8 protein-coding genes are annotated in these 14,855 nt (G+C 56.1%); 6 read left to right on the forward strand and 2 right to left on the reverse strand.

Annotation, left to right across the window (positions count from 1 at the left end):
- Nucleotides 1-270: 270 nt before the first annotated feature.
- The gene (locus ACTYOL_RS13230) at nucleotides 271-2,340 is read left to right on the forward strand and encodes a PAS domain-containing protein (protein WP_444758078.1); all 2,070 of its coding nucleotides are present in this window, start codon (nucleotides 271-273) and stop codon (nucleotides 2,338-2,340) included.
- Between the two features lie 176 nt (nucleotides 2,341-2,516).
- On the opposite strand, the gene ACTYOL_RS13235 is transcribed toward ACTYOL_RS13230, so the two are convergent.
- On the reverse strand, nucleotides 2,517-4,496 hold the full coding sequence (locus ACTYOL_RS13235) for a hypothetical protein (RefSeq protein ID WP_444758079.1): 1,980 nt from the start codon (nucleotides 4,494-4,496) through the stop codon (nucleotides 2,517-2,519).
- A gap of 91 nt (nucleotides 4,497-4,587) precedes the next feature.
- Between ACTYOL_RS13235 and ACTYOL_RS13240 the strand changes: the two genes are divergently transcribed.
- Nucleotides 4,588-5,289: a hypothetical protein gene (locus ACTYOL_RS13240; RefSeq protein WP_444758080.1), complete on the forward strand. Its 702-nt coding sequence runs from the start codon at nucleotides 4,588-4,590 to the stop codon at nucleotides 5,287-5,289.
- A 588-nt stretch (nucleotides 5,290-5,877) separates the two neighbouring features.
- Here ACTYOL_RS13240 and ACTYOL_RS13245 read toward each other — a convergent pair.
- Entirely contained in the window at nucleotides 5,878-6,495 is a 618-nt protein-coding gene (locus tag ACTYOL_RS13245; RefSeq protein WP_444758081.1) for a histidine phosphatase family protein, read from the reverse strand.
- Nucleotides 6,496-6,581: 86 nt separating this feature from the next.
- Here ACTYOL_RS13245 and ACTYOL_RS13250 point away from each other — a divergent pair, with 86 nt between their 5' ends.
- From ACTYOL_RS13250 to ACTYOL_RS13265, 4 genes are all read left to right on the forward strand, one after another.
- Complete coding sequence (locus tag ACTYOL_RS13250; RefSeq protein WP_444758082.1) at nucleotides 6,582-6,950, forward strand: hypothetical protein; 369 nt, start codon at nucleotides 6,582-6,584, stop codon at nucleotides 6,948-6,950.
- 139 nt (nucleotides 6,951-7,089) lie between these two features.
- Nucleotides 7,090-7,350, forward strand: coding sequence for a hypothetical protein (locus ACTYOL_RS13255; protein WP_444758083.1), 261 nt, complete (start codon nucleotides 7,090-7,092; stop codon nucleotides 7,348-7,350).
- Nucleotides 7,351-7,550: 200 nt separating this feature from the next.
- Nucleotides 7,551-7,796: a hypothetical protein gene (locus tag ACTYOL_RS13260; protein WP_444758084.1), complete on the forward strand. Its 246-nt coding sequence runs from the start codon at nucleotides 7,551-7,553 to the stop codon at nucleotides 7,794-7,796.
- Between the two features lie 175 nt (nucleotides 7,797-7,971).
- Nucleotides 7,972-14,598, forward strand: coding sequence for a DUF3320 domain-containing protein (locus ACTYOL_RS13265; protein ID WP_444758085.1), 6,627 nt, complete (start codon nucleotides 7,972-7,974; stop codon nucleotides 14,596-14,598).
- The last annotated feature ends 257 nt before the right edge of the window (nucleotides 14,599-14,855 follow it).

Genomic DNA, 14,855 nt, shown 5'->3' on the forward strand with positions numbered 1-14,855 from the left:
CACTTATTTTCCCCTGCTGGAGCTCATTCGTCGAGAAAAACGGCCCCTTCAGCAACGCCTCGCGTAATGATCCCATATGGGAACATTAAGGGCATTTTTATGGGTTAATGTTCCCAAAAGGGATCACTATGGAGGGCGTTGATTTGACTGGGCACTGAGGAATTTGCAGGGAAACCAGGGTCAGGCCAAGAGTCTGCCCAAGCTCGTCATCAACCTCTAGTAAGGCATCCAGTGGCTAGTCGCTCATGCGCGTAGGAGAAGAGGTAATTTATGGATCGCGAAGGCCCTGGTACTCCAGGTACCTTTGATGCTCCGGCATCACCCAATCATGAACATGCGTTTCCGACGACCGCTTCAGAGCGCCTGCAATTAGCGCTCGATGCTGGCGCCATCATCGGAACCTGGGTGTGGGACATTCCGGAAAACCGGGTCACCGCCGATGAGCGTTTTTCACGTTCATTCGGGCTGCCGACGGAGAGGTGCTTAGCAGGCATCCCGATCGAGGAAGCATTCTCGTCAATTCACCCTGGTGACCGTGATCGCGTCTCCGCCGACATCCAGGAGGCGATGAAGCGCGGGGGCGCTTACCGGTGCGAATACCGGGTACGCCAGCACGATGGCAGCTTCAGGTGGATTGAGGCCAATGGACGAGCCGAGCTCAATGAAGAGGGGCGGGCTGTTCGCTTCCCTGGGATTCTCATGGACATTGAATCACGCCGGTCGGCGGAGGCTGAGCGTGACAGGATGTCAGCCTTGCTTCGGACATTCACAGCTGCCGTACCAGGTGTTGTCTACGCCAAAGACCTAGAGGGACGGCTGCTCGTTGCAAATGACGGGGCCACCCAACTAATCGGCAAGCCGCCAGAGATCTATTTAGGCAAAACTGACCTGGAGGTTCTGGAAGACAAGGCTCAGGCTCGCCAGATAATGGAAACCGATCAGCGCATCATGCATGGCGGGAACGCTATTCAGATCGAAGAGCGTGTCGACATGCCAGATGGCACAGCGACCTACTGGCTTTCGATCAAAGCACCTCTTTGCGATGAAGCGGGCGACGTCATGGGACTCATCGGCTCATCCATTGATGTTACAGCGCGAAAAAATGCCGAGTCGGAGCTTCTAGAGCTCAATCGCACCTTAGAAGCGAGGATTGAAGAAGCCGTAGCCGAGCGAGAAGCAGCCCAGGCAGCTCTCCGTCAATCGCAGAAGATGGAAGCGGTCGGGCAGTTGACCGGGGGTATCGCTCACGACTTCAACAATCTGCTGGCAGGCATCACCGGAAGCCTGGATCTGATCAAGCTTCGGTTGAAGCAGGGACGTGTCTCCGATGTTGACCGTTACCTTACGGTGGCCCACGGGGCGGCCCAAAGAGCTGCATCCTTGACTCACCGACTCCTGGCTTTCTCTCGTCGCCAGACCTTGATGCCTGTTCACATCAATGTGAACACTCTCATTAGGGATATGGAGGAGCTGATTAGTCGGACGGTGGGGCCAACAGTTCAACTCAAGGTAGAGCTTAATGCGAAATCGAGCATCTGCCTGGTCGATCCGGCCCAGGTGGAGAACTCGCTGCTGAACCTGTGCATCAATGCTCGTGACGCTCTGGAAGGCGGAGGTTCTATCTCAATCAAGACGTATAACGAGGAGCTGGCGATAGGGGCAGAGCTGGATCCGGAGCTAGCCCCCGGAATCTACTTCACTATCAGTGTTTCCGACGACGGTGTCGGCATGTCTCCTGAGACGCTTACTCGAGCATTTGAACCGTTCTTCACGACAAAACCTGTCGGGGCAGGCACCGGACTTGGTCTGTCCATGATCTATGGATTCGCCAAACAATCAGGAGGACAGGTCAGGATCAAATCGGAGGAGGGGTGTGGTGCCCAGGTGTACCTTCAACTACCCACTCACGAAGCCGAAATCGACGCTGTTGCTTTCTCCGAACCACTGACTGAATCGGCAATGGCTTCGTCAGGCGAGACGGTACTGGTCGTAGATGACGAGCCGTCCGTCCGCATGTTTGTGAGTGAGGCCCTGGGTAGCTGCGGATACATTGTCATTGAGGCCGCTGATAGCCTTGCCGGCCTTCAGTTACTACGTTCAGACACCCGCATCGATCTGCTTGTCACAGATATTGGCCTTCCCGGGGGAATCGATGGCAGGCAGATGGCCGATACCGGACGATGCACTAGGCCTAGTCTTCCGATCCTGTTCATGACTGGGTACGCGCAACCGCATGTCCTGGACAACGCCCAACTAGAGCCCAACACAGCAATCCTGACCAAACCCTTCGCTCTCGAAGCATTGACGTTGAGCGTCAATGCATTGCTCAGGGGTGGATAAGTGAGCACGGAGGGAGCTGCATATCTTGCGAATTCTAAGGTGGCGGAATGCCCCCTTAGAAAACACATAAGATCGGCATCACCATCAAGGATGAGCGCGCTTGTCTCCGCTCCGCCGCTTCGGACTTTCCAAGAAGCAGTATCCGTATTCGTCCGCCGAACCTTCCCACGTCTTAATCACTTTGTTTCGCGAATCCCCACAGTTGGAAGGGCCATGAGGTCAGCAATCGATGCGTGTGCCTTGGCGTCTGGGTGCACGGCGCCACGGAACCAGTCATCCATCAAATCTCCGCTCGAACTAAAGCGCGCCAAGGTCATAAAAGCGTCGTTTCCGGTACGAATGCCTCGAGTCCTATCACTGGCGTAGGGCTCCCATCGAGCGAAGCTAGTGATAGGTGCCATGGATGGATGGTCATCCTTCATCTCGCCACCCTTAGTCCATGCGAAAAGCTCAGACTCAGCACACATGCCACCTGCAGAACAATCAGGCGAAACTGCGCAAAGAGAACGACCTTCGAATGCCGCCTGGGAATCAACCGTTACCCATTTGGTGCGTTTGATGGCTTTTTCTTGGTCATCACGCAGCTTGTCGATGAACACCCTCTCGATTTTCTTAGCGTTGGCCTCGTTGATGAGGAACATGAATGCCTTGGCGTTTTTCGGGAAGGCGCCACCAATGGAGTACACGACTTTTTCCGTCATGGCGACATTGCCCATGTTTAGCCTAGCTCCGCAGTAGGGCTGAAACGGCGTTTTGAGTGGGTTAGGATAAAGTAGAATTTTCACCTTCTGGGGTGGGATATGAAGGTTTTCAGTCAGCGACTCGTTTAGATCATCATAAATCCTCCCCAGATACGCGTTGGATGCTTTCGCAGCATCGTCGGGGTTGATCACCCCGAGGATGGTTCTCATAGCTTTCATGCCGAACTGCTTGTTCATGTTTAAGCCCTTGCCAACGGCGGCGAGCAAGGGGTTTTTCGAGTCTGAGAGGCTAGTAGCGTAGATGCCTTGGGGAACTAGCCCCCACTTGACCACACCACTGAAGCCTTCGTCGTTACCACCGAAGGACATCAAGACTTCATCCACAGCGATCAAGTCCTTCCGGCAGCCGTCATACTTCACTTTGCCAAAATACTTACGCCCTATGAGAGTGGTCACCTCACGCCCGTAGTCCTTCTCACCCTTTTGGTACGGATTCTCCGGGCATAGCAGGTGGATGGCCGCATTAAGCTGCGACTTGTTGAGCATGACCGTATCGGTACGAGCCTGTTGAGGCTTGTCGCCAGCGTGAACAGGTGTCAGCTCCAGGTAATTCCCTCCGTCGCGCTCCCTCCATCTCGCGACGCGATTAGAAATGTCTTTTACAGGCGGTTTGAGCTGCGCTCGGAAGAAGCCGTCATAGGTCTCAGCACCCGAGCAACTGAAGGACGCAAAGCGCACCACCAGATGTGGATCGGACACGGCTAGCTTCAATGCATACATCGACTGCCATGAAAGCAGAGAGCGGTGACAGGTGGTATCCCACCAATCTGCTCCCTTGGAGAATAGGCCATCAGCCATGCGCTTTTCGCTGAGGATGTTGCGGCCTTTCTTAAGGTCATCCGTAGGCCGTCCAGTACCAACTGCTGCACGGTCAGGGTTGCCCTCTCCACTTGCGAACGAATCACCCAGCGCCAGGATGTTGTAAGTCTTCACGAACACATCGACAACAGCAGGCTCACCCTCACTAACTTCGACACGTAGCGGAATGTGCTCATTGTCATTGCTGACTGTGATTTCTTTCGGAGAGTTGCACGATTGAGGTGGGCTTTGCAGTACCTTCTTCAGGTACCAGCGGCAGGTGGATCCTTCTGGTGTACCTGAAGCTACCGCCACAATGACATGCTGCTTACTGAAGAGAGCCTGCTTGTTGTAGAGCCCCGTGGCGGGGTTCCAGAGGGTCTCATTAGTCTTCGGGAGGTTTTCCCTCAGCCACTGTGCATTGCGGCTGGCTATGAACTGAGCTGCTGTTGCGTCGGCGGGCCAGTTCCTCTTCAACTCTTGGAAAGCCTTGGCGTCCTTGAATACCGGGAAGCCGTTCTGCACCGACCAGGAGATTTCGGTTCCCCAGGTGGGTAGGGCCACCACAAAACCAGCGCACATCAAGATTATCCGCATCTCGAATCCCTTCGTAGCTTAGGCACGTACCAAGGTTATAGCGCAGAAGATGGCAATCTGAAATCGCGTAAGTGATTATCATCAGGCGCTCTTGGGGCTGATCAATTTGAAACCCCGCACCTCTCAAAAGCTGGCAATACAGCATCGTTGTGCCAGCATTGTCGATTGCGCCGACACTATCATCCTTTGGAGCATTGCGATGACCTTTCGAGCTTTAGCTCTAACAATTTGCGTATTCAGTTTGTCTGGATGCTCAGGCCACATCGTCAATAGACCTGACCTACCATTGGCGTGTTATCCAATCTCAGAACTCTCCAAAAACCAGCAGGAAGAGCTGGCAAAAAGCGGAAAAAAAGTCTGCTCGGGAGTGATCTACTATCGTCTCGTTGAGACTCAAGATAGCTATTGGTACGACCGTATCCTCGACAAAGACGGTAAGATCGTTCGGCACGCCGGCGGCATAGGCCAGGAACGCTGCACTGCAGTTGAGATGGTGGAGACGAAATTGTCACCCTCCAGTTTCCCAAGTCTGATTACCTATGATCCTGGCTTGCTGGAGACATCAAAATTCTCGGTCGGCTTGACGCCAGCAGGCACTCTTGCTTCAGTCGGTGCTGAGTCCACTCCTATGGGGAAAGCCGCAGCAGACGCTCTATCCTCAATCGTAACCTCGATCAAGGTCTTAAGGGTTGATGCAAACATTATGTTGGATGGTGGCAGTCTTCCTCCGTACTGCAGTTCTGGGCGACTTCCATTCAAGCCGGAGACAGTGCCAGAGCCAACGCCCCTCTAAGGAGCACGGTCATAGGGTGACGGACGACTGTGCACCCTAATAATCGCAGGATGCAGGATGCGCTTTTGTGTGTCTGGACTGTGCGTTGGCTACCCATCCACTGAACGACCTGCCAAGGTAAAACCGCGACTGCCTCAGGAGGCAGTGCTCTACCATGAGGTCTACTCAGCTGTGGGCGAGCAGAATGTCATTACTGTATATGATGAGCGCCTTGGTGCCTTCTATGATCGGGAGGGGATGAAGGCTGGTAGCTGGTCAGAACAGGTAGTCAGCAGACTAAGTAACGTTTCGAGCCTGCATGGGCGCGAGGAGTTTTTGGGTAAGCTGGCGCGAATGGGCTTTGGGCTGCGCTGAGAGTTGTAGCTTTTGAGAGTGACTTGATAGTCGAGGAGCCATCATCAAATCAAAGTGATGCGGCGCGATGATTATGACAACACAGCCAGCCGCTTGGGATTGCAGACAAAAGAAAGCCCGCTGCTAGGCGGGCAAGGTCTATCACACGTAGGGATAGCTGGAGTCTCGGGGATCGCATGTGAAAAGCGCGTGAAGATAAGGTCAGCAAAATGCTGACGTTCGTTGTTGAGGTTTTCAATGACCGAGAGCCCAGCCCCTTCCGTCCGTATGCCTGCTGAGCGAGAACCCCTGACAATTCGGGATATGGTTCGCTATCTCGTACTCACGCCAATCCAGCATTGCTTCACCGTCGATTACCTGGGGCCTTTTCTCTAGGAGCCAGCGCACGGTGTTCATGACCTGCCCATGCGAAAACACAACGATGTCAGTGGCCGACTGCTCTGCCAGTCGCTTAAGAAATGCCCGAACCCTGGTCACTAGGTCGATGAAGGACTCAGCACCTTCACCATCAGAAAAGGCAGGATCTGATCTCTGCCAGTAGGAATCGACCCAGCCCCGCCGCTGTGCAAGCGTCGTATCTACACAGCGTGCTGGCGCCAGGTAGGTGAATTCGTGAACCGGCCAAGTTTCAAAAGCAGCATCGGGATAGAGTGCCGTGGTGTGCAGCGCGGTTGCTTGGGCGCGAAGGAACGGTGAGGCGAGAATGAGTCCTGGGGCGCTGGTGATCGAATGCGCGACGTTGCGGGCTTGCTCCAGGCCTTTTGCCGTCAAAGGAATGCTTGCGTGATCCCTAGTTGGCTCGCCAGCGTTGGCGGCGCTCTCGCCGTGGCGTATCAGCCTGACGTTCTTCATTGACTATCCTTCCTTGGCTTACGTTGCTTGGGTTGCGCCATGCTGGCATGGCATCGTATGGGATTGCCATGCGAAAGGGAGAGATCGTGAAAAGAGAGCTCTCTCTGGCAGAATGCAGAGTAGTGTGTTCGTTTTGTCTGGGGAAACTCGTGCTGACAGTTTCGGCGCTAAGGGTACTGGCCCAGGAAGCACCTCGAGATCTGATGAGTTGGTCGCGCTTCGTGGAGCAGACTGAGTTCGTCTGGCAACACCCCGCCTTGGTAACAGATGGTGAAGGGTGGCAGGCCCTCTGGTTTGAGATGGAGATCCTCAATGCCCTTGCCTTGGCCGAGTGGGAGCAGGAAGGATCCCCTCAAGATTGGTCGCACCGGTGGAGGGAAGGGTACGAGCAGGATGCGCGCGCGTTGGTTCCGGAGCTGATTGCTCTGATCGTTTGCCCTGAATCATCAGAGTAATCCACCGCACAGACGAACTGTCGCGCAGCTATAGGGCAGGGGAGCGGATCTCATCTTGCTTCGCCCTGGCAGCGAGGGAAGGCTGAAGTCTAGAGCGTAAGTGCCCATGGGAAGCAACGCCCAGTCCAGGTACACCGCCATGACCTTGCAGGTGCTCGATTTCGCAGCGCAGGCTGTTAATGAGATCCACTGGAGAACTGCCGGTCTGCTCGCTCAGGGTGAGGGTCAGTATGGTCAATGGACTCAACTCCAGGCGTTGACTCACCTGCTCGAGCTTGTCCAACGTGATGCTTGCTCGAGCCCCCTCCAGCTTGGAAAGGAATGTCCGGCTCGTATCACCGAAATCTCGCTGCGAGATGTTTCGCTTGCTGCGAAGCGCGCGAAGGACAATGGCGAATGATGACTTTAGTGACATGTACGGATCCTCCGCTTGAACTGACAACCTGCATCCACCCGCGTCCACAGATTCGAAACCGGCTGCTTCGCCAGTGGGAGCGCGGGCGCAGAGGTCGACCCTGCACCGATACACTGTTGATACATACAGTATATACGGCTAAGCTCGCCAGGAGAACATTTGTATCCTCAGAAGCGACGACCGTTATGACGAACCCAGAACAAGCCGCCGACGACCGATTTGCCTTTTTTTCCCGAGAGGAGCTGCTTGAGCAGCAGTGCCTGTTGCTCGAGAGCGAGCTGGCGCTGATGGGGGAAGAGCTGACGGCCTCCCGCGAGAAGATCGCCACGTTGGTGTTGATGTGGACAAGTATCAAGAACGAGCTTCGCCAGGCTGAGGCAGAGTTGAGCAAGGCGAGATATCAGCTTCAGGTAAGCGCTACGGCACACTGATAGGCCATTTTGTTTATTGCTGAAACCTTTCAATGGTTAGCGATCGTCTAGGCGCGACCAAAGGCTCATTACGACTGTTACTGGAAGCGCTATCATCCCGCCATTAGCTCAAGAGGGGCCCTCTGGCCGGCCAATTCCGGCACTCCCTTGGGCATAACGACAAGGAAGGTTGCGCATGGACGACATCGTTCAGCCCCTCACGCACCAAGACGAAACCCCTCCTAAAGAAGTGAAGATCCTGGCCACCTTGGTGGCGAAGCTAAACCTTGCTGACTTCCAGAACGCCATTCCCGTGATTCGCGAGCTTCGCATCTCGAACGAGACAGAAGACTGCTTCGTCAATGCGACCCTGACGTTGACCTCGGAACCTGAAGTGTTCAAGGCCAAGGTCTGGTGGATTGATGAGGTTGCGGCAGACAGCTTCCGAATCATTCCAGGGCTTGATTTGGTGCTGGACGGCCCGTTACTTAGCCGCCTGACCGAAGCAGAGCTATCGACTTTTTCTTTCGTGCTCAAGGCCGATGACAAAGAAGCAGAGGGCGGCAGGAAGGAGATTGCCCGTTTCGAGCAGGTCGTAGACCTTCTGCCCCGAAATCAGTGGGGTGGTTTGCGGCATATTCCGGACATGACGGCCGCCTTCGTTCAGCCGAATGATCCGGCTGTCGAGCGCCTGCTGAAGCAGACGGCTGAATTGCTTCGTCAAAGTGAACTGTCCTCGTCACTGGACGGATATGAGGGTGGCGCCAAGCGAGCTTGGCAATTGGCGTCTGCAGTCTGGAGCGCCGTTGCACGGATGAAGCTCGACTATGCATTGCCGCCGGCAAGCTTCGAACAGTCAGGTCAAAAGGTGCGTAGCCCCAGCCAGATTGCAGATACCGGCTTGGCTACCTGTATGGATCTGACCCTGCTGTTCTGCGCCGCCTTGGAGCAAATCGGCCTCAATCCGGTAATCGTATTCACCCGTGGACACGCCTTCGCGGGCCTGTGGATGAAGCCTGAAGAGTTCACCACTGCCCTTGTCGATGATGTGACGGCAGTGCGCAAACGGGTGAAGCTGCGGGAGCTGGTTCTATTCGAAACTACGCTCAGTACGCAGAATCTCGTTCCAACTTTCTCCTACGCAGTAGAGAGAGGTGAAAAACAGATTGCCGAAGACGCGGATAGCGAGTTTGAAATGCTGCTCGACATTCGCCGGGCTCGACTCCAGAGGATCAAGCCGCTAGCAAGTGCAGAGACTCAGATCGCGCGGATTGCTGATGAGATATCGGACGATGTTCCAGCCCTCCTGGTCGAAGACGGAGCGGGTATCCCAGACGAGAGACACGAGGTGGTCGTCGAAGATCTTTCGAAGCTCGACCCAGCCGATCGCCTTGGCCGTTGGCAGCGTAAGCTCCTGGATCTCTCGCTTCGAAACAACCTCCTGAACTTCAAGACGGGCAAACGGGCACTGAAGCTTGAGTCCCCAGACCCGGGAGCGCTTGAGGACGTACTGGCCAGTGGTCAGTCGCTGAAGTTGCTCACCCGTCCAGACCTCATGGATGGTGCTGATCCACGAGAGCGCGCTCTGTATGAGCAGCGTGAACATGAAGATGTTCGTCGCCGCCATGCAGAAGATGCCCTTAAGCGTCGGGAGGTGTTCGTCGCTCTGACATCCAATGAGATGGATGTGCGACTCACTGAGCTTTACCGCGGGGCTCGCACAGCCTTGCAGGAAGGTGGTTCGAACACACTCTTCCTGGCTATCGGTTTCTTGAGCTGGACGCGTGAAGACAGGGCAGGCCAAAAGTACAAGGCGCCTCTGGTGCTGGTTCCCGTCACGCTGGAGCGCAAGAGCGCTCGATCCGGGTTCACCATGGTGCTCCACGACGATGAGCCTCGCTTCAACCCGACGCTGATTGAGATGCTCCGGCAAGACTTCGAATTGGGATTGGGTTCTTTGGAGCACGAGCTGCCCCGGGACGATTCAGGTCTAGATATCGCCGGCATCTGGAACAAAGTTGGCCATGCCATCAAGGACATCCCAGGCTGGGAGCTGAGCGAGGATGTCGTGCTGTCGATGTTCTCTTTTGCCAAGTATCTCATGTGGAAGGATTTGGCTGAGAACGCCGAGCACCTGCGGCAGAGCCCAGTGGTTCAGCATCTCCTTGATACACCGCGCGATTCGTTCGTTTCGGATACCCCGTTCCCAGAAGCGCAGTCGCTGGATCGTGATTACGGCCCGACCGATGTTTTCTGCCCGCTTCCTTCTGACTCGTCTCAGCTTGCGGCAGTGATGGCAGCAGCGAAGGGCAAAGACTTCGTGCTGATCGGCCCACCTGGTACCGGCAAAAGCCAGACGATCTCCAACATGATCGCTCAGTCGATTGCCCAAGGGCGTCGCGTGCTGTTTGTCTCGGAGAAAATCGCGGCGCTGGATGTCGTGTACCGCCGACTGCGTGAGATTGGCCTGGGTGAGTTCTGTCTTGAGCTTCACTCAAGCAAGGCTCGAAAGACCGACGTCCTTGCCCAGCTGCAATCTGCCTGGGAAGCCAAGGGGCAAGTGGATTCCGCGGCATGGGAGGTTGAGGCGCAGCGCCTTGCCACGCTGCGCGATAGCCTGAATATTTACGTCGAGCGCCTGCACCGACGCCATCGGAACGGTTACACCATCTACGATGCGATTGGCACAGTCACCTCGGGTGGCGATGAAGCTGTTGCGCCTGTTGGTTGGGCTTCACCTGACATACACGACCAGAAAGCCATGCTTGAACTGCGTGAGTTGGGTGATCGCCTCGAAGTGAATGCTCAGGCGGTTGGGTACAGCCAGCTTGCTGGCAATGCTTTGTCCGCTGTAGGCCAGGCGGAGTGGTCACCGCATTGGCAACAACAGTTCGTGCAGGCTGCTCGAGATGTGCTGCCTGCCGTGCTGGATGTGCAGCGTGCTGCAGATCGATTCGTAGAGCTAGCCGGGCTCCCACATACGGATTACACCCCGACTGCACTGGAGGGGCTGTCAGTCCTTTCCCAGGCACTCCCTGCGGCTGCCGGACAAGATTGGCGATTCGCTCTGCGTCCTGATGCTCGTTCGATTTCCCAGAGGTTGAGCGATGGTTGTGCGTGGGTTGAACAGCATCGACAGATCAACGCCAAGCTATCCGCGATCTGGCCCTCACGAGTAATCGCAGATGCAAAGCAGGGTATCGAGTTACTACAGCAACGTCGTACTACCTTCGGTGAGCTCAGCCCAGCCTGGCCGGAGAGTGTCACCGATGTGCTTGCTCAGGCGGAGGCACTGCTTGGCCAAATCGTGGAGCTCAAGCAGCAGCTCAGTGCGACCTATGGCGATACGATTGAGTCGCTCGACATCAATCTGTTGCTGCGTGAGTGGAAAGAAGCTGAGGAAGCGTTCTGGCCAAAATCCTGGTTCGGAAAGCGTCGTATCGCAGGTTTGTTGACTCCGTCTCAAACCACTGCGGGCGAAGCCGATCACGGTAAAGATCTGGCCACCTGGGCAGAGATCCGCGCCCTGCGCCGCGCTATTGATGAGCTCGAGCCTGGGCACGAGTGCGTTGCCGTTTGGCAAGGTTCAAAGTCCGACGCTGACCAGCTCTCGACGTCGATCAAGCTTCAAGAGGCCATTCGGCTTCAGCAAGCTGACTCGGCCTGGATCGATGAGGGGTTCCAGTTGGTCGAGCAGGGCCAGCTGGGAGACGCACTGAAGGAAGAGCTCCGACGGCTTCGCACACTGACTCGCCTTGATAGCGATATGGCCGCGTTGTCCGACCTTGGCTCGAGCACTCAACAGCTTTGGTGCGGTCAGGGCACTAACATTGATCACCTTACCGCAGCACTGCGTTTCCAGTCTGAGCGTCGAGATATCGAAGACCGCGGCCGCCTCGTTGATGATCACCCCGAAGTGGGAGAGGGCCGTTGCGGTTCATTGCTAAAGGGTGACTTCGATCTGCTGAGGCAGCGGGCAGCGGTTGAGCGTGATTTGGCCGATCTGGCTGACCTGCGAGAGTTGGTACCTGTCTGGAGCGAGCTGAAGACCAAGCTGGAGATAGCTCGTCAGGCCGTGGTATTCCAGGGGAAAATAGCGACTGCTGTCGCGAAGCTCGCGCTGAACCCGGAGCAGATTGCTTCTTACAAGGCACCTCTGCAAACACTGTTGGGCGATGGCAACGCGCTGCTGGAGCCGGAAGGTGCCATCGCACTTGCTGGCGCTGCCCTGCGTGAAAAGCTTGGGCTGCTGGAGGAGCGTTCATCGCACCTGACGTCGATAGGCCACTTCACCGAATCAGGTACTGATGAGACCGCTCACCTGCCATTGAATGACCTCAAGAAAAACTGCGAGACCGTGGTTTCTTCTGAGGCGAGACTCAAGGCTTGGTGCTCCTGGAGAAAGGTGCGCGATGAGGCATTTGCTGTTGGCCTCTCGCCGATTGTTCAGGCCATGGAAAGTGGAGCAATCATCTCCGGGAAAGTCCGTCGCGTCCTTGAGGTGAATTACGCTCGCTGGTGGCTGAATACCACTGTCGACAACGAGGAGGTCATTCGGACGTTCGTTAGCGTCGAGCACGAACAACGCATTCGCGACTTCCGCGCGCTGGATGACAAGTTTACCGAGCTGACGAAGGACTGGCTCCGGGCGCGGTTGTGCGCCGATCTGCCAAGCCAGGACAGCGTGAGTCGCTCTTCTGAGTGGGGCCTGCTGCGTCATGAAATGGGCAAGAAGACTAAGCACATTCCATTACGGGAGCTGATGACCCGAGCACCCGAAGCGCTGACGAAGCTGACACCTTGTTTGCTGATGAGCCCGCTTTCGATCGCTCAGTATCTGCCGCCGGCTTCGACCCCGTTTGACCTCGTCATTTTCGATGAGGCCTCTCAGATCCCAGTCTGGGATGCGATTGGTGCGATGGCGCGAGGGAAGCAGGTTGTAATGGTGGGCGACCCGAAACAGCTCCCGCCGACCTCGTTCTTCGACCGTGCTGAGTCTACGGCTGATGATGAGGATGTCGAAGCTGATCTCGAGAGCATCCTGGATGAATGCATCAGCGCGAACCTACCGATGCGAAACCTGAACTGGCACTACCGTAGCCGCCATGAGAGCTTGATTGCCTTCTCGAACCAGCGTTACTACGGCTCGAAGCTGGTGACCTTCCCATCGCCGTTCACGGCTGATAAGGCTGTCCGACTGTGCCCAGTGGCAGGTGTCTACGACAAGGGCGGCTCACGTACCAACCTCATCGAAGCAAGAGCCCTAGTTGCTGACCTTGTCGCTCGCCTTCAGTCGCCGGCCTTCCGTGAGAGCCGTCGTACCGTGGGAGTGGTCACGTTCAACGGTGAGCAGCAGAAGCTCATCATGGACATGCTCGATGAGGCATGCCGGAAGGATCCGTCGCTCGACTCGTATTTCGCTGAGTCTGAGCTCGAGCCTGTGTTCGTGAAGAACCTGGAGAGTGTCCAGGGCGATGAGCGAGACATCATCTACTTCTCGACCACCTACGGGAAAGACGCTGCTGGCGCGATGTCAATGAACTTCGGCCCGATGAACCGTCCAGGTGGCGAACGCCGACTCAACGTTGCAATCACGCGTGCTCGCCAAGAATTGGTGCTGTTCTCGACCCTGCGCCCAGAGCACATTGACCTTGCTCGGACGCAAGCCGTCGGGGTGCGCGACCTGAAACACTTCCTCGAGTTCGCCGAGCGTGGGCCGCAGGCGTTGGCAGAGGCTAACTTTGGCAGCGTAGGTGGATTCGACAGCCCGTTCGAAGAGGCGGTCGCAGCTGCTTTGGCCAAGAAGGGCTGGCAGGTTCATACCCAGATTGGTGTCTCTTCCTTCCGAATAGACTTGGGTGTTGTGCACCCTGATGCTCCAGGACGTTTCCTCGCCGGCGTCGAATGCGATGGTGCTACCTACCACCGAAGTGCGACTGCGCGTGATCGCGACAAGCTGCGGGAATTTGTATTGCGGGGACTTGGCTGGGAGATCGTGCGGATCTGGTCGACCGACTGGTGGGTTGATGCCGTAGGGACTGCAGAAAAGGTTCATCAGCAATTGACGGAGCTACTCGCTGAGTCGAGAGCCAAGCAAGCCGTCATTGATGCTGCGCATGAGGCGGAGCGCCTGAAAGTCGATGCTGCTATGGCTGAAGTCATTGAGGTGGTGGATCAGGTGGCTGTTGTAGCTTCGACTTCAGTTGCCGAAGCCAATGATCCGTCTGGCGCAATGCCAGAGTTGAAGTACGCGAGAGCAGCCGCGGCTCAAGCAGCAGAAGATACCGTGATTCCTTATGTGCCAGTGGAGCACCTGGTTTACAAGGAAGCAGACCCTGCTGAGGCTGTGGAAGCGGTTGATCCAGACCGATTCTTCGAAGCGGGCTACACAGCTACCTTGGAGCAGATGATTGCCCATGTGGTAGCAGAGGAGGGGCCTGTGCTCGATATGGCGCTTGCACGGCGTATAGCGCGTGCTCATGGCTGGGTTAGAACGGGCTCGCGCATTCGTGACCGCGTCGATCAAATAGCGCGGGCACGATTCCGATCCCATGAAGAGGAACAGGCAGGAACATTCTTCTGGCCGACTCATCTCGACTCGGATATGAACGTTGTCTTCCGTAGGCCGGGTGATGACGATGCCATTCGCCCACTCGCTGAAATCTGCTTGCCTGAACTACGTGCCTTGGTAGATGAAATGACCAAACATGGTCACGTAGGAGAGGGGCTGGTTTACGCGGTGGCCAAGGAAGCCGGGGTCGGTAAGCTTGCCCACGCGGGCCGTCAGCGTATCGAAAAAGCGATAAAGCGGATTGCTGAGTGATACTCGAAAGGGGCGCATTACCAGCGCCCCTTTTCGAGTCAGGGTGTAGCACTGATGCTTCGAATTGCGCTGCTTCTGTGCATACACCAAGGCTAATTTGTAGAGGCAGAACAGGTCAGCAGCGAGATCGTACGCTGCTGACCTGCAAGCCGTCATTTGCCGCGCGGTTTACCAGCATCACTCCGTTTATCGCGGACTTGACCGTCCTTGTTGCGTGACCGTGGTTGTTCACCACCGCCAGGCTTTGGAACGTTCAC

The organism is Pseudomonas sp. A014, assembly GCF_052378495.1.
GTDB classification, from domain to species: domain Bacteria; phylum Pseudomonadota; class Gammaproteobacteria; order Pseudomonadales; family Pseudomonadaceae; genus Aquipseudomonas; species Aquipseudomonas machongensis.

Excerpts from the sequence above, each read along its gene's own strand:
- ACTYOL_RS13235 (WP_444758079.1), bottom strand. The coding sequence starts at position 4,496 with ATGCGGATAATCTTGATGTGCGCTGGTTTTGTGGTGGCCCTACCCACC.
- ACTYOL_RS13230 (WP_444758078.1), top strand. The coding sequence starts at position 271 with ATGGATCGCGAAGGCCCTGGTACTCCAGGTACCTTTGATGCTCCGGCA.
- ACTYOL_RS13255 (WP_444758083.1), top strand. The coding sequence starts at position 7,090 with ATGACCTTGCAGGTGCTCGATTTCGCAGCGCAGGCTGTTAATGAGATC.
- ACTYOL_RS13245 (WP_444758081.1), bottom strand. The coding sequence starts at position 6,495 with ATGAAGAACGTCAGGCTGATACGCCACGGCGAGAGCGCCGCCAACGCT.
- ACTYOL_RS13260 (WP_444758084.1), top strand. The coding sequence starts at position 7,551 with ATGACGAACCCAGAACAAGCCGCCGACGACCGATTTGCCTTTTTTTCC.
- ACTYOL_RS13265 (WP_444758085.1), top strand. The coding sequence starts at position 7,972 with ATGGACGACATCGTTCAGCCCCTCACGCACCAAGACGAAACCCCTCCT.